We start from the raw sequence: 20999 nt of genomic DNA on the forward strand, positions 1-20999 counted from the left end.
GCCTTGCGCAATCACTTGCGTCAACGGGCCAGCGGCGGCCCTTGCCTGGTCTCGCCGTCGTCGGTCACGCCCTTCAGCAGCAGCTCGGCGATCGGACGGCCATCGGCATCGTGGTGGTACACGTGCAGATCGCGCTGCGGGTAGGGAATGCTGAGCCCGTTCTCCAGCAATCGGTTGCGGATGTTCTCCAGCGTGCTGCTCTTGGCCGCGCCGAAGTCGCCGTTCCTGGCGTAGGCGAACAGCATCAGGTCCACCGTGCTCTCGCCCAGGTTGGTGACCTGCACGAACGGCGCCGGCGTCTCCAGGATGTTCGGATTGTCCTGCGCGATCTGCAGCAGCAACTGCTGCGCTTTCTTCAGGTCGTCGCCGTAGCCCACGCCCACCGTGATCTCCAGGCGCCGGTTGGGCAAGGTGCTGTAATTGACGATCGGCGCGGTGGTGATGGTGCTGTTGGGCAGGGTGATCATGCGCTCGTCGAAGCTGCGGATGCGGGTCTGGAAGATCCGGATCTCGTCGATGATGCCTTCCTGGCCGGCCACCACCACATGGTCGCCGTCGCGCATCGGCCGCAGCACGATCAGCATCACCCCCGAGGCGATGTTGGACAGCGAATCCTTCAGCGCCAGGCCCACGGCCAGGCCGGCCGCGCCGAGCACCGCGAACAGTGAGGTCGGCGGAACGCCGACCTTCTGCAGCGCGGTGACGAACACCAGCACCAGCAGCAAGGCATAGGCGACATTGCGCAGGAAATTGCTGAGCGTAGTCTCCACCCGCGCGCGAATCAGCGCGCGGTGCAACCACTGGCTCAGGCGCTTGGCGATCCACATCCCCAGCACCAGGATGACCAGCGCCACGCCCCAGTTGAGCGCGTACTGCGCCCAATCCAGGTCTCGCCAGTTGAACGGCTGCTGTGCCCGCTCCGCCGGCGCGACCGCGGCCAGCAACGTTGCCGCCGCGCCCATCAGCCAGCGGCTTTCAGCTTGGCCAGGCGCAGCCAGGTATCGACCACGGTGTCCGGATTCAGCGACACCGACTCGATGCCTTCCTGCATCAGCCACTCGGCCAGGTCAGGATGGTCCGACGGACCCTGGCCGCAGATGCCGACGTACTTGCCCTTGGCGCGGGCGGCCTTGATCGCCATCGACAGCAGCTTCTTGACCGCGGCGTTGCGCTCGTCGAACAGGTGCGCCACGATCGACGAATCGCGATCCAGGCCCAGGGTCAACTGGGTCAGGTCGTTGGAGCCGATCGAGAAGCCGTCGAAGATTTCCAGGAATTCGTCGGCCAGCAGCGCATTGGACGGCAGCTCGCACATCATGATGATCTTCAGGCCGTTCTCGCCCCGCTTGAGTCCGTTCTTCTCCAGCACCTCAATGACCTTGCGGCCTTCTTCCAGGGTGCGCACGAACGGGATCATCACCCACATGTTGTCCAGGCCCATCTCGTTGCGGACCTTGAGCACGGCCTTGCACTCCAGCGCGAACGCGGCCGAGAAGCTCGGATCGACGTAGCGGCTGGCGCCGCGGAAGCCGATCATCGGGTTCTCTTCGTGCGGCTCGTAGTTGCTGCCGCCGATCAGGTTGGCGTACTCGTTGGACTTGAAGTCGGACAGGCGCACGATCACCGGGTTCGGCGCCACCGACGCGGTCAGCGTGGCGATGCCTTCGGCCAGGCGGTTGATGTAGAAGCTGACCGGGTCGGCATAGCCGGCGATCTTCTCGTCGATCTTCTTTTTGGTCGCCACGTCCTGCTTGGCGTATTCCAGCAGCGCATTGGGATGGATGCCGATGTGCGCGGCGATGATCATCTCCAGCCGCGCCAGGCCGATGCCGGCATTGGGCAGCTGGCCGAAGTCGAACGCGCGCTCCGGGTTGGCCACGTTCATCATGATCTTCAGCGGCGCCGGCGGCATGTTGCCCAGATCGGTGGTGGTGCGTTCGAACGGCAGCAGATCGGCGTAGATGAAGCCGGTGTCGCCCTCGGCGCAGCTCACCGTGACTTCTCGGCCATCCTCGATCAGCTCCATCGCGTTGCCGGTGCCGACCACTGCCGGCACGCCCAGCTCGCGGGCGATGATTGCCGCGTGGCAGGTGCGGCCGCCGCGGTTGGTGACGATCGCCGAGGCGCGCTTCATCACCGGCTCCCAATCCGGATCGGTCATGTCCGCGACCAGCACGTCGCCGGGCTGCACCCGGCTCATGTCGTCCAGGCTGCGCACCACGCGGGCGACACCGGCACCGATCTTCTGGCCGATGGCGCGGCCTTCGGCGATCACCGTGCCGCGCTGTTCCAGCGCGAAACGCTCGATCTGGGTGGCATGGCCGCGCGACTTCACCGTCTCCGGGCGTGCCTGCACGATGAACAGCTTGCCGCTGACGCCGTCCTTCGCCCATTCGATGTCCATCGGCCGCTGGTAGTGCTTTTCGATCACCAGCGCCTGCTTGGACAGTTCCTGCACGTCCTCGTCGCTGATCGAGAAGGTATTGCGCAGCTCGGCCGGGGTGTCTTCGATGCGCACGCGCTCGCCCGGCACGTCCGAATACACCATGCGGATCAGCTTGCTGCCCAGCGAGCGGCGCAGGATCGCCGGCTTGCCGGCCGCCAGGGTGGGCTTGTAGACGTAGAACTCGTCGGGATTGACCGCGCCCTGCACGACCATTTCGCCGAGGCCGAAGCTCGAGGTAACGAACACCACGTCGCGGAAACCGGACTCGGTGTCGAGCGTGAACAGTACGCCGGCAGCGCCGACGCCGGAGCGCACCATCAACTGCACCCCGGCCGACAGGAATACGTCCTCGTGCTTGAAGCCGTGATGCACGCGATAGGCGATAGCGCGGTCGTTGTACAGGCTGGCGAACACTTCCTTGACCTTGTGCACCACGTCGTCGGCGCCGGTCACGTTGAGGAAGGTCTCCTGCTGGCCGGCGAAGCTGGCGTCGGGCAGGTCTTCGGCGGTGGCCGATGAGCGCACCGCCACCGCAACGTCGCCGCCGCCGTTCTCGGCGCACAGTTGCGCATAGGCCTCACGGATCGCCTGGTCCAACTCCGGCTGCAAGGGCGCATCGGTGACCCAGCCGCGGATTTCCTTGCCGGCCACGGTCAGCGCTCCGACATCTTCCACGTCCAGCGTCGCCAGCTTGTCGAAGATGCGCTGATAGAGATTATTGTGGGCGACGAACGCCTTGAACGCTTCGGCGGTGGTGGCGAAGCCGCCGGGTACCGAGACTCCCAAACCTGCCAGGTTGCCGATCATTTCGCCGAGGGAGGAGTTCTTGCCACCGACACGGGCCAGGTCGGTCAGGCGCAACTCGTGCAACCAAAGGATGTTCTCGTTCAAGCGCGATGCTCCGTAGGGCCATCGCCCGAAGCGGGCTGAGTGGCCGCGTCCGTGGGGGAAGAAGCCGATATCATGCAGTGCGCACCCGAGTCGGCACAAGCGCGGCCGGGTGCATCCGTTGGGTTTCAGCAAGGAGAATCCAGGCAATGTCGACGATCCGACCGGTGTTCTACGTCTCCGATGGAACCGGTATCACCGCTGAAACCATTGGGCATAGCCTGCTCACCCAGTTCAGCGGTTTCAGCTTCGTCACCGATCGCATGTCGTTCGTCGACGATCCGGAAAAAGCGCGCGAGGCGGCGCAGCGCATCCATGCGGCTGGCGAGCGCTACCAGGTGCGGCCGATCGTGGTCAATTCCTGCGTCGATCCGCAGCTGAGCATGCTGTTGTCGGAAAGCGGCGCCTTGATGCTAGACGTGTTCGCGCCATTCATCGAGCCGCTGGAGCGCGAATTGAACGCGCCGCGGCATTCGCGGGTAGGGCAGGCGCACGGCCTGGTCGATTTCGAGACCTACCACCGCCGCATCAATGCGATGAATTTCGCGCTGACCCACGACGACGGCATCGCGATCAACTACGACGAGGCCGATCTGATCCTGGTCGCCGTCTCGCGCGCCGGCAAGACGCCGACCTGCATCTACCTGGCGCTGCACTACGGCGTGCGCGCGGCCAATTATCCGTTGACCGAGGAGGATCTGGAGCACGATCGGCTGCCGCCGCGGTTGCGTCCGTACCGCAGCAAGCTGTTCGGGCTGACCATCGATCCGGACCGGCTGCAGCAGATCCGCCAGGAGCGGCGGCCGAATTCGCGCTATTCCAACCTGGAGACGTGCCGGCGCGAGGTGTCCGCGGCCGAGACCATGTTCAGGATGGAGCGGATCCCGACCCTGAGCACCACGCATACCTCGATCGAGGAGATTTCCAGCAAGGTGCTGGCGACGCTGGGGCTGCAGCGCGAGATGTTCTGAATGCCGTGGCGCCGACGCGGTCGGCTGGGGAAATCTGCGTACCCGGGAGGCTGGTGCAGCCGCCGTGCAGATTTCCAAGGTAGGCCGCCACGCACGATCCGTCAATGCTGCCGCGCGAGCGTTGCAGCGTGTAGCATCAGCGCCATGCAGCACGCCCTGACCCGCAGCGAACGCATCCCCCGGCTGAGCCGATTCGGCTGGCTGATGGGCCTGTACGCCGAGAACTTCGTGCACCTGAACCGCCTGTTTGTACCCTCGGACCTGGCCGTGGGCAGCTACCTGTCCTCGATCGGCGACGGCCTGGACCTGCGCCTGGACGTGATCGAGCACCACCGCTACACGGTGGAACTGCGCCTCACCTACGACCTGTGTGACCCGCTCACCGGCGAGCCGGATCCGTCGGCCTACGTGCGCCTGTACCGCGACGCGCGTCAGGCCGAGACCACGCATTGCTACGTCGGCCGCCGCTGGCAGGACGTGATGGGGCTGTATCCGCCGCCGGCGGAACTGATCAGCCACCGCATGCGCATGAACACCTTCCTCAGCAAATGGCTGGAATACCTGGCCGAGCGCGGCCACGGCGTGGCCACGCTGAAGCCGGCCGGACCGCTGCGGCGCCCGGCCGAGGACACGGCGGCGCCGGCGCGCTGATCGTCGGCCGCGGCGGATGCGGCATACTGCGCGCCCGTCGACTCGCCCGCCTGCCGCATGCCTTACACCCCGATCGTCGCCACGCTGGGCTACGTGCTGTCACCCGACGGTTCCAAGGTGCTGCTGATCCACCGCAACGCGCGGCCCGGCGACCACCACCTGGGCAAGTACAACGGGCTGGGCGGCAAGGTCGAGGCCGACGAGGATGTGCTGGACGGCATGCGCCGCGAAATCCGCGAAGAAGCCGGCATCGAATGCGACGCGCTGCAACTGCGTGGCACCATCAGCTGGCCCGGCTTCGGCAAGCATGGCGAGGACTGGCTGGGCTTTTTGTTCCTGATCAGCGCCTACCGCGGCGAACCCTTTACCGAGAACGACGAGGGCACATTGGCCTGGGTGCCGGTGGCAGAGATGCAAGCGTTGCCGCTGTGGGAGGGCGACCGCCACTTCCTGCCGCTGGTATTCGACGCCGATCCGCGTCCGTTCCACGGGGTGATGCCGTACCGCGACGGGCGCATGCTGTCGTGGCGTTATTCGCGGGTCTGAGCGCCGTCACGCCTGCGCTTGGCTTGTCCACAGCGGCTGTGGATCGATTCTGCACAAACCTGTGGGCAAGCGCGGCAAGTCGCTGAAATCGCTGCCGGATTTTTGTGCCTGGCGAAAATTTCGCCAGTACGCGCGGCGCTTCTCCACAGCGCGTGTGGATGGAAGCCGCCAAAGTCTGTGGATAAGCGCGTCGCCGCGTTGCAGCGCGGGGCTTGGCGTCTGGCTGGCGAAAAATTCGCCAACCGGCATTCCCGTTCCTACCCACGCCGCTGTTGCGGCACGTGCCGCGCCGCTACTGCGCGGTCCAGCCGCCATCGATGGCGATGGTCTGCGCGGTGATGTTGCGCGCCGCCGGCGAGGCCAGGAACGCGATGCAGCCGGCCAGCTCGTCGTAGTCGATGAACACGCCCTTGGGCATCGGCTTGAGCATCACCTGAGCGATCACGTCGGCTTCGGAAATGCCGCGGGTGCGCGCCTGGTCGACGATCTGCTTGTCCACCAGCGGAGTCTTCACGTAGCTGGGGCACAGCGTGTTGATGGTGATGTCGGTATCGGCGGTTTCCAGCGCCACGGCCTTGGAAAACCCGACCAGGCCGTGCTTGGCGGCGACGTAGGCGCTCTTGTAGGGGCTGGCGACCAGCGAGTGGATGCTGCCGATGTTGACGATGCGGCCGAAGCCGCGCGCACGCATACCTGGCAGCACGGCCTGGGTCAGCCGCGCCACGCCGGTCAGCATCACGTCCACCAGCAGGCTCCACTTGGCTATCGGGAAGTCCTGCAAGGGCGCCACGTGCTGCAATCCGGCGTTATTGACCAGCACGTCCACCGGCCGTGAGAGTGCCGCCAGCGCCGCATCGATGCTGGCCTCGTTGGTCACGTCCAGCGCCACCGATTCTGCCGAGCCGCCGGCATCGCGCAGCTGCGCGGCCACCGCGGCCGCGGCATCCGCATCCAGGTCGCTGACGACGATGCGGCGGCCGCCAGCGGCCAGTTCGTGGGCAAGGCCGGCGCCGATGCCGCTGGCGGCGCCTGTGATCAGGACGGTCTGCATGCAAGGCACCTGTCGGGGAAAGTGCGCAGCGTAGCAGCGCGCTGCGATGGCGCTATGGCAGCGGTCCTCGCCAGTGCGGTGGCGCCACGCTACCCTGTGCCGGTCGCACCCTTTTCACCCCGGATCCGCCACGCTATGCCGATGCAACGCCACTTTTCGATGCTGCGCGAATTCCAGTTGGCCGACTGGTTCACCCTGGCCAATGCCTTCTGCGGCACCGGCGCGGTGTTCGCGTCGATGCGTTTCCTGCAGGAGGGCCGGCGCAGCGACCTGCTGGTCGGCATGGCGCTGATCCCGCTGGCGTTCGTGTTCGATGCGCTGGACGGGCGCGTGGCGCGCTGGCGCAAGTCCTCATCCACCCTCGGCCGCGAGCTGGATTCGCTGGCCGACGTGATCTCCTTCGGCGTCGCTCCGGCGGCGCTGGCCTATGCCTGCGGCATGCAGGGCGGTTGGGACTGGCTGGTGCTGAGCTTCTTCGTGTGCTGCGGGGTCAGCCGCCTGGCGCGCTACAACGTCACCGCCGAGCAGCTGGCCGGCGACGGCGACAAGGTGCCGTATTTCGAAGGCACGCCGATCCCCAGCAGTCTGGCACTGGTGATCGTGCTGGCGGTGGCCGCGCACCTGGGCCATCTCGGCGATGCGCTATGGTGGGGCGAGTGGCGGCTGGGGCCATGGCTGCTGCACCCGCTGGTGCTGCTGTTCGCGCTGTCCGGTTCGCTGATGATCAGCAAGACCCTGCGCATTCCCAAGCCTTGAGCGCTGGCAGGTTGTTATCATCCCGGTCTGACCTGGGAGGGTGGCGATGAAGGCTAGCGGCGGCAACGATGCCGGCGATTTCGAGGCGTTGGCGCGTCAGTACTGGAGCGCCTGGAGCCACGCCTTGCGCCAGGGCGGCGCCTTCCCCTCAGGCGCCGGCGGCGGCGGCGGCTGGCGCGAGGCGATTGAGACCTGGGCGCAGTGGTTGCCGCGTGGCACCGCGGCGCAGGCCGAGGACGCGGTATCGCAGTTGCAGCAGCAGGCCGGCGAGTGGTTCGGCGCGATGCAGCAGGTGGCCGCACAATTCGCCGGACGCGATGCCAGCAGTGCCGACGTCGCCGACGCCTGGAAGCAGCAGGTGCAGGGCCAGCGCGAGCAGATGCTGCAATGGCTGCTCGGCACCGCGCGCCACGTCGGCCAGGCCGGCGTGGACCCCTGGTTGCAGCAGGCGGCGCACTGGCTGCAGGGCTGGCAGCGCGACAGCGGGCCGTGGCTGCAGATGCCGGGCTTCGGTCCGGGCCGCAACCACCACGCGCGCTGGCGCGCGCTGGCCAAGGCGCAGCAGGAGTACCAGACGCAGCTGCAGGCCTACCTTGGTCAACTGCAGGGCGCGATCGATCGCGCCTTCGGCGTGTTCGAGGCCAAACTGCGCGAGCACGAGGATCCGGGTCGCCAGCTGACCAATGCGCGGGCGATGTTCGACCTGTGGATCGATGCCGCCGAAGAAGCCTATGCGGCTTCCGCATTGTCGGAAGACTTCCGCGAGGTCTACGCCGGCTTCGCCAATGCGCAGATGCGCCTGCGCGCGCTGTTGCAACGTGAAACCGAGCAGCTGTGCGAGCAGTTGGGCCTGCCCACCCGCACCGAACTGGATGCGGCACATCGGCATATCGCCGACCTGGAACGGCGGTTGCGCCGGCTGGAGCGGGGCGCTGCGGCGGCGCCTTCGCAACCGGGCGCGAGCGGCAAGGCTGCGCCGCCTCCGCAGTCGCCCTCCAGGCCTGCGGCCGCTGCGCCGTCGGCGCCCGTTGGCGCGAAGGCCAAGGCCGCTGCCGAGCCGTCCGCTGCGCGCGCCGCTGCCACGTCCAAGCCACCGGCCAAGTCCAGGCCTGTCGCGAAGTCGAAGTCCAAGCCTGCCGCGAAACCCAAGCCTGCGGCGGTCAAGCCGGCACGTGTCAAGTTGGGTACAGCGCCGCGCCGGAGCCGCGCATGAAAGGGCCGTTGAGCTTCAGCAGCGACGACCTGCTGCAGGAAACCCTGGAACTGCAGCGCAAGCTTATGGAAGGACTGCGTGTGCTGCCGGGGCTGGACGAGGTGCAGTACGGCGTCACCGAGCGGCAGGAAGTGTGGCGCGATGGCAAGGTGGTGCTGTACCGTTTCGTCGGCGAGCGGCCGCCCACTGCGAAGGTTCCGCTGCTGATCGTCTACGCGTTGGTCAACCGGCCGTACATGGTCGATCTGCAGGCCGACCGCTCGCTGGTCAAGGGCCTGCTGGCGCTGGGCGAGGACGTATACGTGCTGGATTGGGGCTATCCCGACCGTTCAGAGCGCTACCTGACCCTGGAAGACTATCTGCTGCGCTACATCGACGGCGCGGTCGATCACTTGCGCGGCGCCGCGGCGGCGCCGATCAACGTGCTCGGCATCTGTCAGGGCGGCACCTTCTCGCTGTGCTATGCGGCGCTGCAGCCGCACAAGGTCCGCAACCTGGTGACGATGGTGACGCCGGTGGATTTCCATACCCCGGACAACATGCTGTCCAACTGGGTGCGGCAGGTGGACGTGGATCTGTTCGTGGACACACTGGGCAACGTGCCGGCGGATCTGATGAACGCCAGCTACCTGATGCTCAAGCCGTTCCGGCTGAACCTGCAGAAATACGTGGGGCTGCTGGACATCCTCGACGATCCGCGCGCCCTGGAAGATTTCCTGCGCATGGAAAAATGGATCTTCGATTCGCCCGACCTGGCAGGCGAGACCTTCCGCGAATTCGTCAAGCAGTTTTACCAGGACAACGCGCTGATGCATGGCCGCGCGCGCATCGGCGAGCACGCCGTGGACCTGGCCAAGGTCGCCATGCCGGTGCTCAACATCTACGCCGAACAGGACCACCTGGTGCCGCCGGACGCCTCGCGCGCGCTGCGCGGCCTGGTCGGCAGCGACGATTATGCCGAGCTCAGTTTCCGCGGCGGCCATATCGGCATCTACGTGTCCGGCCGCGCGCAGCGCGAATTGCCGGCGGCGCTGCACCGCTGGCTGGCCGAGCGCGATGGCGGTGAATGAGCGGGTGATGCGGCGCGCTGCGCGCTTCCCGTGCCGGCTTGGCGCGCGCTTGCTGGCGTTCGGCCTGGTCTGCGTCTGCACGGCCGCCGCCGCGGCCGCGCCGTCGCCGGTGGCCGAGCGCGAAATCGGCGCGCTGCTGGCGGCCTTGCAGGCCTCGCCGTGCCGGTTCCAGCGCAACGGCAGCTGGTATCCGGCGGCCGAGGCCAAGGCGCATCTGCAGCGCAAGTACGACTACCTGCGCAAGCGCGACCTGGCCGCCAGCGCCGAGCAGTTCATCGCGCGCGGCGCCAGCCGCAGCAGTCGCAGCGGGAAGGCCTACCGGGTGGCCTGTCCGGGCCAGCCCGAGCAGGACGCGGCGACCTGGTTCGCGCAGCAACTGGCCGCGCTGCGCCGTCACGCCGTGTCGGCGGCGCCGCGCCCAGACTAGCCGCGCGTTCGCCGCAGGAGCCGCCGCCATGTCCCAGCCCACCCGCACCCTGTCGCGCTCGCTCGACGACCGCATGCTCGCCGGCGTGATCGGCGGTATCGCGCACCGCTTCGGCTGGAGCGCGACCCTGCTGCGGGTGGTCTACGTGGTCGGCTCGATCGCCTCGGCCGCGTTCCCCGGCGTCCTGGTGTACCTGATCCTGTGGCTGCTGATCCCCAACGAAGCCGATTGACGCAGCCCGGACTGGCCGCGCTGCGCCTGGCCGGTTTTGCGCTGGGCGCGCTGTGGACCTCGCCCAATACGCTGCTCGGCCTGATCTCCGGATGCGCCGGCATGCCCTTCGGCGCCCGCGTGCGCTTCAGCCGGCGCGAGCTGGCGCTGGTGTTCGACCGTTTCCCCTGGGGGCCGCTCGGCGCGTTAACGCTCGGCAACGTGATCCTGGTCAGTGCCGACGACCTGGACGTGGCGTGCGCCACCTACGAACATGCCGCCGGCCGCTGCCGCCATCCGAACGTGCGCCTGGGCGACCACGAGCGTGCTCACGTGCTGCAATACCTGCTGCTCGGTCCCTTGTTCCTGCCGCTGTACTTCGCCTGCGGCGGGGTCGGCGTGGGCAATCCGTTGGAGCGCGCCGCCGACCGCTATGCCTTGCACGGCCACGGCTGGTGGCCGTGGCGGCGTTGAGGCTCAGTCCAGCCGCGCGAAACCGAACAGTCGCTGCAATGGATGCGCGCGGCGCTCGATCTGCGCGCGCAGCAGCCCGGCGCCGAGCATGCTGTAGGTGATGCCGTTGCCGCCGTAGGCCATGGCGAACTGCATGCGCGGCCCGTGCTGCGGGTGCGGGCCGAAGAACGGCAGGCCGTCGGCGGTCTCGGCGAAGGTGCCGGCCCAGGCGAAGGTCGGCTGCACTTCAAGGCCCGGCATCGCCTTGGCGATCTTGCGGCACAGCTTGCGCGCCTTGCCGTCCACGCGCGCATCCCGGCGCGCGGGAATGTCCACGCTGTCGTCCTCGCCGCCGGCGACGATGCGGCCGTTGCCGGTGCTGCGCAGGTACAGGTAGGGGCGCGCGCTTTCCCACACCATGGTGTCCTTCAGCGCGCCGAGCTGGGCGTCGTCCAGCGGATCGCTGACGAAGGCGTAGCTGCTGCGGTTCCTGGCCACGTGCTGGTCCAGCCAAGCCTGGCTGGCATAGCCGGCGGCCATCACCACATGCGCGGCGCGCACCTGCACGCCTTGCTCGGTGCGCAGGGTGGCGCCGCGGCCGTGCACCTGGATATCGGTGATGCGGGTACGATCGTAGACGCCGGCACCGCGCTTGAGCGCGCGGCCGAGCAGGCGATAGGTCAGGCGATAGGGATCCACGCGTGCGGCCTGGTGGCTGAGGATCGCGCCGTATGCCTCGACTCCGTAGCCGCTGCGCAAGGCCTGCGCATCCAGCCATTCCACGTCCAGCCCGTGGCGCGCGCGCAGCTGCAGTTCCTGCTGCAGCACGCGGACGTGGCGACGGCGGCTGGCGTAGTAGAGGCTGTCGTTCCAGCCGAAATCGACGTCGCGCAGCGGCCGCACCAGCACACGCAACTGCTCCAGCGCCTGCGCGCAGGAACGGTAGGCGAGGGCGGCGGCGTCCTCGCTGTAGCGCTTGGCCAGGTCGAGCATGTGCGTGTCGATCTCGTATTGCAGCAGCGCGGTGCTGGCCGAGGTGCTGCCCCAGCCGATGTCGCGTTGCTCCAGCACCGCCACGTCGTGGCCATGCGCGATCAGTTCGTCGGCGATCAAGGCCGCGGTGATGCCGCCGCCGACGATCGCCACATCGCAGCGCAGGTCGCTGTGCAATTGCGGAAAGCTCTGCATCAGGCCGTTGCGCACCGACCAGAAGGGATAGCCGCTTTTGAGATCCATGCCTGTTCACTGCAATGGGACGTGCGCGACTAATGCGCACCGGCGGTTAAGCCGGCGTGAGATGCGGTTAGGCCCTGTGCTGGCGACAGCCGCGATTAACCCGCGTGCAGACATCCGTCACGACGCGCTGTGTAGGCTGCGTGCCAGGTGCACCAATTCCAAGCAGAGGAAGCGTCATGTCGGTCGTTCTGTATATCGGTGGCAGCAAGGATGGCCAGAAGGGCGTGATGCCTTATGGCTTCAGCAAATCGATGCAAGAGACCGACGCCGGGCCGGAAATCTACGTCGAGCGCGTGCTGGCGCTGAGCGACCGCCGGGTCCGGATCATGGCGCTGGAATCGCTGCAGGACGAGATCGTGGTGGAACGGCTGCACCAGTATTATTCGCGTTGACGCCGGCATGCGAACCCCGGCGTGGCCGCCCGCCTAGCCGGGCCAGCAACGGTTCGCATCGATCTGCCCTCGAACATGCTCGCATCCGATACCCGCAAGGCCCCGCGCGTCACCGTCCACGAAAGCACCACCGCCGATCTGTCCGAGCACCGCAGCGATATCTTCTTCGCCGCCGTGGAAACCACGCGCATGCCGATGATCGTCACCGATCCGCGGCAGGCGGACAATCCGATCGTCTTCGTCAACCGCGCGTTCCTGGAGATGACCGGCTACAGCAGCGAAGAGCTGCTCGGCAACAACTGCCGCTTCCTGCAAGGACCCGACACCGACCGCGACACCGTGGACAGCGTGCGCGAGGCGATCGCCGCGCGCAGCGAAGTGGCGGTGGAGATCCTCAACTACCGCAAGGACGGTTCCAGTTTCTGGAACGCCTTGTTCATCTCGCCGGTCTACAACGAGCACAGCGAACTGGTCTATTACTTCGGCTCGCAGCTGGACGTCAGCCGCCGCCGCGATACCGAGGACGCATTGCGCCAGGCGCAGAAGATGGAGGCGCTGGGCCAGCTGACCGGCGGCATCGCCCACGACTTCAACAACCTGTTGCAGGTCATGTCCGGTTATCTGGAATTGATCGAGCATGGCCTGGAGCGCGAGCCGCTGGATCCGGCGCGGCTGCGCAAGAGCGTGGAGCGCGCGCGCGACGCGTCCGGCCAGGCCGCGCGGCTGACCCAGCAACTGCTGGCCTTCGCCCGCAAGCAGAAGCTGGAAGGGCGCGTGCTCAATCTCAACGCGCTGGTCGCCGGCATGAGCGACGTGGCCGAGCGCACCCTGGGCGACGGCATCGCGTTCTCGCTGGACCTGGCGGCTGACCTGCGCAACTGCCGGATCGATCCGACTCAGGCCGAAGTGGCGCTGCTGAACATTCTGATCAACGCGCGCGATGCGATGGCCGAGCAGCCCGCGCGGCGCTTGGTGATCCAGACCCGCAACGTCTCGATCCGCGCCGACGAACCCACCACCTACGACAATCTGCTGCCCGGCCACTACGTCTGCGTGTCGGTCACCGACAACGGCAGCGGCATGCCGCCGGAGGTGCTGGCGCGGGTGCTGGATCCGTTCTTCACCACCAAGGAGGAAGGCAAGGGCACCGGCCTGGGCCTGTCGATGGTGTATGGCTTCGCCAAGCAGTCCGGCGGCGCGGTGCGGCTGTATTCGGAATACGGCCACGGCACCACGGTACGGCTGTACTTCCCGATCGACGACAATGTCGAGAACGTGTCGCCGCGCGACTCGCGTGCGCGCCGAGCCTCCGACCGGCAGGGCGACGAGACGATCCTGATCGTGGAGGACCGGCCGGACATCGCCGAACTGGCGCGGTTGTTCCTGGAAGACCAGGGCTACGCCACCCATGTTGTGTACAACGCGCGCGAAGCGCTGGAACTGCTCGACAACGGACTGCAGGTGGACCTGCTGTACTCGGACCTGATCATGCCCGGAGGACTCAACGGGGTGATGCTGGCGCGCGAGGCGAGGCGGCGCCGGCCCAAGATCAAGGTGTTGCTGACCACCGGCTATGCCGAGACGTCGATCGAGCGCACCGACGCCGGCGGTGCCGAGTTCGACGTGCTGTCCAAGCCCTACAACCGCCAGGAACTGACCCGCAAGGTGCGCACCGTGCTGGACGGTCCCACCGGGGTGAGCTGATCCGGTCAGGGCGGCCGATTGCGCGCGCCGACGCCGACAGGTCGGCGCGCGCCTGTCAACGGGTTCCCGGATGGCGCCGGCACTGCGAAAATAGCGGCTTTCCGCAAGGCGGCTCCGGCCGGACGCAATGCACGACACTCAGCTCGCCCAGCAGATCGCCAACACCATCGCCGCCGAGATCGGCGCGCAGCCGGCGCAGGCCCGCGCCGCCATCGCCCTGCTCGACGAAGGCGCCAGCGTGCCGTTCATCGCGCGCTACCGCAAGGAAGTCACCGGCGGTCTCGACGATACCCAACTGCGCAATCTGGAAACCCGCCTGACCTATCTGCGCGAGCTGGAAGACCGCCGCGCCGCGGTGCTGGCAAGCATCGACGAACAGGGCAAGCTCAGCGCCGAATTGCGCGCGGAGATCCTCGCCGCCGACACCAAGTCGCGGCTGGAAGACCTGTACCTGCCGTACAAGCCCAAGCGCCGCACGCGTGCGCAGATCGCGCGCGAAGCCGGCCTGGAGCCGCTGGCCGACGGCCTGCTGGCCGATCCGTCGCTGACGCCAGACAGTTTCGCCGCCGGCTTCGTCGATACCGACAAGGGCGTGGCCGACGTCAAGGCGGCGCTGGAAGGCGCGCGTGCGATCCTGATGGAGCGCTGGGGTGAAGACGCAGCGCTGGTCGGCGAACTGCGCGGCTGGCTCGCCGAGATCGGCGTGATCCGCGCGCGCGTGGCCGAGGGCAAGGAACAGGAAGGCGCCAAGTACCGCGACTACTTCGACCACGCCGAGGCGCTGGCCCAGATTCCCTCGCACCGGCTGCTGGCGCTATTCCGCGCGCGCCGCGAGGAAATCGTGTACCTGGAACTGGACCCCGGCAGCGATGCAGAGGCCGGCCACCAGTACGCCGAAGGCCGCGTCGCGCTGCGCGCCGGCATCGCCAATCAGGGCCGTCCCGGCGATCGCTGGCTGCTCGACGCGTGCCGTCTGACCTGGCGCGCCAAGCTGCACATGCACCTGTTGCTGGATCTGTTCAATCAGGCCCGCGAGAAGGCCGAAGCCGAGGCGATTGCGGTGTTCGGGGACAACCTGCAGGACCTGATGCTGGCCGCGCCGGCGGGCGCGCGGGTGACCCTGGGCCTGGATCCGGGCATCCGCACCGGCTGCAAGATCGCGGTGGTCGATGCCACCGGCAAGCTGCTCGCCACCGACACCATCTATCCGCACGAGCCGCGCAAGCAGTGGGACCAGTCGCTGCACACGCTCAAGCAGCTGTGCACGCAGCATGGCGTGGAGCTGATCGCGATCGGCAACGGCACCGCCAGCCGCGAGACCGACAAACTCGCCGCCGACCTGATCAAGCAGAACCCGCAGCTGACGCTGGAGAAGATCGTGGTCAGCGAGGCCGGTGCGTCGGTGTATTCGGCGTCCGAATTCGCGGCCAGGGAGTTCCCGCAACTGGACGTGTCGCTGCGCGGCGCGGTGTCGATCGCGCGGCGCCTGCAGGATCCGCTGGCCGAGCTGGTCAAGATCGAGCCGAAGGCGATCGGCGTGGGCCAGTACCAGCACGACGTGGACCAGTACCGCCTGGCACGGGCGCTGGACGCGCGGGTGGAGGACTGCGTCAACGCGGTCGGCGTCCACGTCAACACCGCCTCGGCGGCGCTGCTGTCGCGCGTGTCCGGGCTGTCGGCCAGCGTGGCCGAGAACATCGTCCGCCACCGCGACGACAACGGCCCGTTCAAGCGCCGCAAGGATCTGCTGAAGGTGCCGCGGCTGGGCGACAAGACCTTCGAGCAATGCGCCGGCTTCCTGCGCATCGCCGACGGCGACGAGCCGCTGGACGCCTCATCGGTGCACCCGGAAGCGTATCCGGTGGTGGAGCGCATCGTCGGCGCTACCGGCAAGCCGATCAAGGCGCTCATTGGCGACGGCGGTTTCCTGCGCGCGCTCAAGCCGGACCAGTTCACCGACGAAAAGTTCGGCGTGCCGACCGTGCGCGACATCCTCAAGGAACTGGAGAAACCGGGCCGCGATCCGCGCCCGGAATTCAAGGCTGCACGCTTCGCCGACGGCGTGGAGGACATCAAGGACCTCAAGCCGGGCATGGTGCTGGAAGGCGTGGTCAGCAACGTCGCCGCGTTCGGCGCCTTCGTCGATATCGGCGTGCACCAGGACGGGCTGGTGCACATTTCGGCGTTGTCCGACAGCTACGTCAAGGACCCGCGCGACGTGGTCAAGGCCGGCGACATCGTCAAGGTCAAGGTGCTGGAAGTGGACGTAGCGCGCAAGCGCATCGCGCTGACCCGGCGCCTGGACGATGCGCCGCCAGCGGCGTCGGCGCGTAGCGGCGAGCGCGATGGCGGCGCACGTCCGGCGCCAGGCGCGCCGCGTCGCGAGCGCGATGCCCGCGCTGGCAATGGCGGCAACGGTGGCGGCAGTGGCAAGCCGCGTGCACCCGCCGCGCCGCCGCTGAACAGCGCCTTGGCCGACGCGTTCGCCCGCGCCAAGCGCAACTGAGCGGACGCGTGCCGCCGGCTCGGCTGCGGCACGCGTCCGCCATCGCGTCGCCGCCGCGCCGGCTCAGGCCGGTTCGGCTTGCGCGCTCGGGTCCTGTTCGATGACGATCTGCGGCTGCACCATCGAGGCGGCCAGCGCGATCAGTTTGAGCGGGTCCACCGGCTTGCCCAAGTGCGCGTTGAAGCCGGCATCCAGCGCCAGCGAGCGATCCTCGCAGCGCACGTATGCGGTCAGCGCTATCGCCGGGATGCGGCTGACCGCGCCGGCGCCACGCGCGCGCACGCTGCGGATCAGGCTGTGCCCGTCGCGGCCCGGCATGCCCACATCGCTGACCAGCAGATCGTATGGACGCTCGCGCAGCAGCGATTCGGCATCGTCGGCGGACACCGCGGCCTCGACCACCGCGCCGGCTTCCTGCAGAAAACGCTGGGTGACCCCGCGCGAGTCCATGTCGTCGTCGACCACCAACACGCGCACGCCATTCAAGCGAATCCCGCCGCGCTGCATCGAGGCGACGGCATTGGCCACACCAGCGCTGCGCCGCGCCGGATCGGTGTTTTGCAGATCGTTGCGCGGCAGCAGCAGGGTGAAGGTGGCGCCCAGGCCGATGCCTTCGCTACTGACCGACAGTTGGCCGTGGTGCATCTCGGCCAATTGCTTGGCGATCGCCAGGCCCAGGCCGAGTCCACCGGCGCTGCGCGTGCTGCTGGCGTCGGCCTGGCGGAAGCGGTCGAACACATGCGGCAGGAACAGCGGATCGATGCCGACGCCGCTGTCGCTGACGCTGATCCGCAAATAGGTCGTGCTGCTGTCCAGCGTCAGCGTGATCTTGCCCGCGCTGGGGGTGAACTTGATCGCGTTGCCGATCAGGTTGGTCAGCACCTGCTGCAGCCGCACCGCATCGCCGACATAGGGCAGAACCGGGCTGTCGGCGCAAGGTGTCAGCACGATGTCGATGCCTTTGCCCTCGGCGCCTGGCCGCGCCGCATCGATCGCCTCGCCGACCAGCGCGCACAGATCCAGTTCGGCCGGGTCCAGGCGCACCTTGCCGGACAGGATCGCGCTCATGTCCAGCAGGTCGTCGATGATCTGCGACTGCGCATGGGCGCTGCGCTCGATCACCTCCAGTCCCCTGACCATGTCCTTCTCGCGCACCGCATCGCCCTGCATCAGCCGCGACCAGCCCAAGATCGCGTTCAGCGGCGTGCGCAGTTCGTGGCTCAGCGTGGCCAGGAATTCGTCCTTCATGCGGCTGGCGCGCTCGGCCTCGCCGCGCGCGCTTTGCTCGGCGGCGAGCAGTTGCTGCAGGCGCTGGTCGGTCTCGCGGCGTTCGATGACGATACCGGCCAGGTGCGAGGCCGAGCGCGCCAGGTCCTGCTCGTACATGGTCGGGTAGTGCACGAACGGGTAGTACAGCGCGACCACGCCCAGCACCTGGCCGTCGCTGGCCAGGATCGGCGTGGAGCAGCAGGCCACGATGTCCGCTGCGGTGGCCGCGACCAGGTACTCCTGCCAGTGCGGATCCACGCGCACGTCGCTGCACAGCACCTGCCGGCGCAGGAACGCGGCACGGCCGCAGCAGCCGCTGCCTTCGCCGATCGGCAGGCGCTGCATGGTCTTGCGGAACCCGGCGGGCATGCTCGGCGCGGCACCCTCCAGCAGGCATTGGCGGTGTTCGTCGACCAACATGATGGTGCAGCGCAGGCCCACGTCGCTCTGCGCTTCGATGCCGCGCGCGATCGATTCGAGCACCGCGCTCAACGGCTTGCCGGTGGTGATCATCTCCAGCGCCGCGCGTTCGGCGGCGGTGGCGTTCTCGATGCGCTTGCGCTCGGCGATATCCAGCACCGAGCCGATGAAGCCGAGGAACTGGCCGGAGGAACTGAAGCGCGGCGAGGCGGTGTCCACACACCAGCGGTATTCGCCGTCGTGGCGGCGCAACCGGTATTCGATGGCGAACGCGCGACGGTCGGCGGCGGCGCGGGCCACTGTACGCCCGACCGCGGCGGCGTCGTCAGGATGGATCTTCTCCATCCAGCCCGAGCCCAACGCCTCCTGTTCGGTCTGACCGGTGAACAGGTACCACTGGCGGCTGACGTATTCGCAATCGCCGTCGGCATTGGCCATCCAGATCAGCACCGGCGCGTTGTCGCACAGGTTGCGGAAGCGCAGCTCGCTTTCCTGCAGCCGCTGCTCGACCACGCGGCGGTCGTGGATGTCGGTGTTGGTGCCGATCCAGCGCACGATCCTGCCCTCGCCATCGCGGATCGGAAGCGCGCGGCCCAGATGCCAGCGATAGCTGCCGTCGTGGCGCCGCAACGGATACTCGATCTCGTAGCCCTGGCCGCTGCGCACCGCTTGCGACCATGCCTGTATGGCCCGCGCCAGGCCATCGTCGGTGTGCACCTTGCGCCAGCTGTCGTAGCCGGATTCGCCGGCCAGCAGGCCGGTGTACTCGTACCAGCGCCGGTTGAAGTAATCGATCTCGCCGTCGGCGGTGGCGGTGAACACGATCTGCGGCATCGCGTCGGCCAGCTCGCGCAGGCGCGCCTCGCTGCGCGCCAGGTCCGATTGCGCGCTGGCACGCTCCATCGACTCCCAGCAGCGCGCCGCGACCAGCCGGACCAGTTCGATCTCCGCCGAGGTCCACACCCGCGGCTGCAACTGGTGCACGCCGATCACGGCGACCAGGCGGCCGGCCTTGTGCAGCGGCGCGCTCAGCAACGCGCGGGTGCCCATGCGCCTGTAGCCGGGGTCGTCGAAGCGCATCGGCGGCGCGTGCGCCTCGGTGTCCTGCACCACCCACGGCCGGTTCTCGCGCATGCACTCCAACAGGTCGCTGCCGAAATCGCTGAAGCGGAAGCGGCCGGTCACGTGTGCGGTGCGGTCGACGTAGTCGGCGCGGATCTCGAACGCGTCCTCGTCGGCATCGACGATCGCATACGCACAGCGGCTGGCATGCAGGTGCTGGCCGAGCAGGACGGCGCCGGTCTCGCAGATGGCCTCGGCGCTGTCCAGGTTCTGCAGCGCGTCCTCGAGCATCAGCAGGAAGCTGTCGTGGGCCTGCGCGCGGGTCTGCTCGGTGCGGTCGATGCCGTGCACCAGTACGCCTGTGACCTTGCCTTCGGTGTCGCGCATTGGCTGGTACACGCATTCCAGCGTGGTCTCGGAAACCGCTTCGTGCGGCGTGCGACGCAGGTTGAAGGTCATCGACTCGCCAGTGAGGGGCAGGCCGCTGGCGCGCACGTTGTCGAGCAGGCGGATGAAACCCTGCTGCTGGATCTCCGGGATCGCCTCGGCCAACGGCTTGCCGACCACTTCGCGCGGGCCGACCAGTTGCTGGTAGTGCTGGTTGACGCTTTCGACCACGTAGTCCGGGCCGCGCAGGATCGCCAGCGCCGCCGGCGACTGCTCGAACGCGTCGGCCATCTGCATGCGTTGCGCGTCCAGCTTCCGCAGCAAGACGTCGCGCTCGCGTTCCAGCTTGATCTGCGCGGTGTCCTCGGTGCACACGCATAGCACGCCGCCGATGCCGCCGCGGTCGTCGAAGATCGGGCTGTAGGAAAAGGTGAAATACACCTCTTCGTTATAGCCGTTGCGCAGCATCACGAACGGCACGTGCTCGTTCCAGGTCGACTCGCCGGTCGCCAGCACGTGCTCGGCTTGGCTGGCGACCGCCGGCCACACATCGGGCCACACCTCGGTCACCTCGCGTCCGAACGCGAAGGGGTGGCGCATCCCCAGGATCGGGATGTAGGCGTCGTTGTAGAAGTTGATCATCCGCGGGCCCCAGCGGATCACCATCGGGAAGCGCGAACTCAGGCAGAGCGACAGCGCCGAGCGCAGGCTCTGCGGCCAGTCCTGGATCGGCCCCAGCGCGTGACCGGACCAATCGGTGGCGCGCAACAACTCCCCCGTGGCGCTGTTGGCGGGCAGCCAGACAGGAGAGGGCGAGCAGTCGTTAGCGTTGATGGCGATGTCCCTCGAATCGATCCCTGCGGGGCAGGCTTCCGATCCAGGATTGTCAAGGTCGCGCGGTCATCTTCGCGTGAGCATCGACCAGCGCCTTGATCAGCTGTTCCGACAGGTAGGGCTTGGTCAACACCACGCCGGCAGCGAAGCCAGTGGGGAGCGACTCGGCGGCCACGCCGGTGGCAAGCACATAGGGGATGGCATGCTCGGTGAGGGCGCGCGCAACCGGCTCGCTGGTCTCGCCGGCGGCCAGGCGGAAGTCGAGCACCGCCCGGTCCGGCCGTTCCTGTTCGATCAACGCAAACGCTTGGCGCACCGATTCGGCAGGGCCAATCACCTCGGCGCCGGCTTGGGCAAGCTGCAGCTCCAGCAGTGTGGCGTTCATTTCGTCGTTCTCGACTACCAGGATACGCAGGCCCCGCAATGCCGACATCGCTTGCTCGTTAAGGTTTGAGAATGGAAATTATAGCGGCAGCCGCGACAGCCCTTGTTGGATCGCGATCCCAG

18 protein-coding genes are annotated in these 20999 nt (G+C 67.8%); 12 read left to right on the forward strand and 6 right to left on the reverse strand.

The window, feature by feature from the left end; translation table 11 throughout:
- Nucleotides 1-20: 20 nt before the first annotated feature.
- Together E4A48_RS06515 and ppsA are read right to left on the reverse strand one after the other, a co-directional pair.
- Nucleotides 21-962 (reverse strand): mechanosensitive ion channel family protein, encoded by a 942-nt coding sequence (locus tag E4A48_RS06515; RefSeq protein ID WP_039009876.1) that lies wholly within the window; start codon nt 960-962, stop codon nt 21-23.
- Nucleotides 962-3337, reverse strand: a complete 2376-nt coding sequence (ppsA, locus tag E4A48_RS06520) for a phosphoenolpyruvate synthase (RefSeq protein ID WP_039009879.1) — start codon at nt 3335-3337, stop codon at nt 962-964. The genes E4A48_RS06515 and ppsA overlap by 1 nt, the downstream gene beginning before the upstream one ends.
- 146 nt (nt 3338-3483) lie before the next feature.
- On the opposite strand from ppsA, the gene ppsR reads away from it, so the two are divergent.
- The 3 genes from ppsR (at nt 3484) to E4A48_RS06535 (ending at nt 5502) form a co-directional block, all read left to right on the forward strand.
- On the forward strand, nt 3484-4305 hold the full coding sequence (ppsR, locus tag E4A48_RS06525; protein WP_039009881.1) for a posphoenolpyruvate synthetase regulatory kinase/phosphorylase PpsR: 822 nt from the start codon (nt 3484-3486) through the stop codon (nt 4303-4305).
- Nucleotides 4306-4449: 144 nt separating this feature from the next.
- Complete coding sequence (locus E4A48_RS06530) at nt 4450-4956, forward strand: DUF1249 domain-containing protein (RefSeq protein WP_039009882.1); 507 nt, start codon at nt 4450-4452, stop codon at nt 4954-4956.
- A gap of 57 nt (nt 4957-5013) precedes the next feature.
- A complete protein-coding gene (locus tag E4A48_RS06535; protein ID WP_039009884.1) occupies nt 5014-5502 on the forward strand; it encodes an NUDIX hydrolase in 489 nt (162 codons plus the stop codon).
- 292 nt (nt 5503-5794) lie between these two features.
- Here E4A48_RS06535 and E4A48_RS06540 read toward each other — a convergent pair whose 3' ends face one another.
- Entirely contained in the window at nt 5795-6553 is a 759-nt protein-coding gene (locus E4A48_RS06540; RefSeq protein ID WP_039009887.1) for a 3-hydroxybutyrate dehydrogenase, read from the reverse strand.
- Nucleotides 6554-6694: 141 nt separating this feature from the next.
- On the opposite strand from E4A48_RS06540, the gene E4A48_RS06545 reads away from it, so the two are divergent.
- From E4A48_RS06545 to E4A48_RS21430, 6 genes are read left to right on the forward strand one after another with little or no spacing between them, the layout of a single operon-like run.
- The gene (locus tag E4A48_RS06545) at nt 6695-7309 is read left to right on the forward strand and encodes a CDP-alcohol phosphatidyltransferase family protein (RefSeq protein WP_039010113.1); all 615 of its coding nucleotides are present in this window, start codon (nt 6695-6697) and stop codon (nt 7307-7309) included.
- A 46-nt stretch (nt 7310-7355) separates the two neighbouring features.
- Entirely contained in the window at nt 7356-8522 is a 1167-nt protein-coding gene (gene phaE, locus E4A48_RS06550) for a class III poly(R)-hydroxyalkanoic acid synthase subunit PhaE (RefSeq protein ID WP_142742077.1), read from the forward strand.
- Nucleotides 8519-9592: a class III poly(R)-hydroxyalkanoic acid synthase subunit PhaC gene (locus tag E4A48_RS06555; RefSeq protein ID WP_039009892.1), complete on the forward strand. Its 1074-nt coding sequence runs from the start codon at nt 8519-8521 to the stop codon at nt 9590-9592. The genes phaE and E4A48_RS06555 overlap by 4 nt, the downstream gene beginning before the upstream one ends.
- A complete protein-coding gene (locus tag E4A48_RS06560) occupies nt 9579-10019 on the forward strand; it encodes a YfeK family protein (RefSeq protein WP_260608075.1) in 441 nt (146 codons plus the stop codon). The genes E4A48_RS06555 and E4A48_RS06560 overlap by 14 nt, the downstream gene beginning before the upstream one ends.
- A 28-nt stretch (nt 10020-10047) precedes the next feature.
- Nucleotides 10048-10251 carry a PspC domain-containing protein gene (locus E4A48_RS06565; RefSeq protein WP_039009894.1) on the forward strand — a complete coding sequence of 68 codons (204 nt, stop codon included), beginning with the start codon at nt 10048-10050 and terminating at the stop codon, nt 10249-10251.
- Entirely contained in the window at nt 10248-10703 is a 456-nt protein-coding gene (locus E4A48_RS21430) for a hypothetical protein (protein WP_039009896.1), read from the forward strand. The genes E4A48_RS06565 and E4A48_RS21430 overlap by 4 nt, the downstream gene beginning before the upstream one ends.
- A 3-nt stretch (nt 10704-10706) precedes the next feature.
- Here the strand turns inward: E4A48_RS21430 and E4A48_RS06575 are convergent, their stop codons facing one another.
- Entirely contained in the window at nt 10707-11918 is a 1212-nt protein-coding gene (locus tag E4A48_RS06575; protein ID WP_142742078.1) for an NAD(P)/FAD-dependent oxidoreductase, read from the reverse strand.
- Between the two features lie 176 nt (nt 11919-12094).
- On the opposite strand from E4A48_RS06575, the gene E4A48_RS06580 reads away from it, so the two are divergent.
- From E4A48_RS06580 to E4A48_RS06590, 3 genes are all read left to right on the forward strand, one after another.
- The gene (locus E4A48_RS06580; RefSeq protein WP_053836256.1) at nt 12095-12310 is read left to right on the forward strand and encodes a hypothetical protein; all 216 of its coding nucleotides are present in this window, start codon (nt 12095-12097) and stop codon (nt 12308-12310) included.
- Nucleotides 12311-12385: 75 nt separating this feature from the next.
- Nucleotides 12386-14014: a hybrid sensor histidine kinase/response regulator gene (locus tag E4A48_RS06585; RefSeq protein WP_039009901.1), complete on the forward strand. Its 1629-nt coding sequence runs from the start codon at nt 12386-12388 to the stop codon at nt 14012-14014.
- Between the two features lie 127 nt (nt 14015-14141).
- Complete coding sequence (locus E4A48_RS06590; protein WP_039009902.1) at nt 14142-16520, forward strand: Tex family protein; 2379 nt, start codon at nt 14142-14144, stop codon at nt 16518-16520.
- A gap of 63 nt (nt 16521-16583) precedes the next feature.
- Here the strand turns inward: E4A48_RS06590 and E4A48_RS06595 are convergent, their stop codons facing one another.
- Complete coding sequence (locus E4A48_RS06595; RefSeq protein ID WP_230812616.1) at nt 16584-20426, reverse strand: PAS domain-containing protein; 3843 nt, start codon at nt 20424-20426, stop codon at nt 16584-16586.
- A 118-nt stretch (nt 20427-20544) separates the two neighbouring features.
- Nucleotides 20545-20925: a response regulator gene (locus E4A48_RS06600; protein WP_039009906.1), complete on the reverse strand. Its 381-nt coding sequence runs from the start codon at nt 20923-20925 to the stop codon at nt 20545-20547.
- Between the last annotated feature and the right edge of the window lie 74 nt (nt 20926-20999).

The organism is Xanthomonas translucens pv. cerealis (genome assembly GCF_006838285.1).
Classification (GTDB): domain Bacteria; phylum Pseudomonadota; class Gammaproteobacteria; order Xanthomonadales; family Xanthomonadaceae; genus Xanthomonas_A; species Xanthomonas_A cerealis.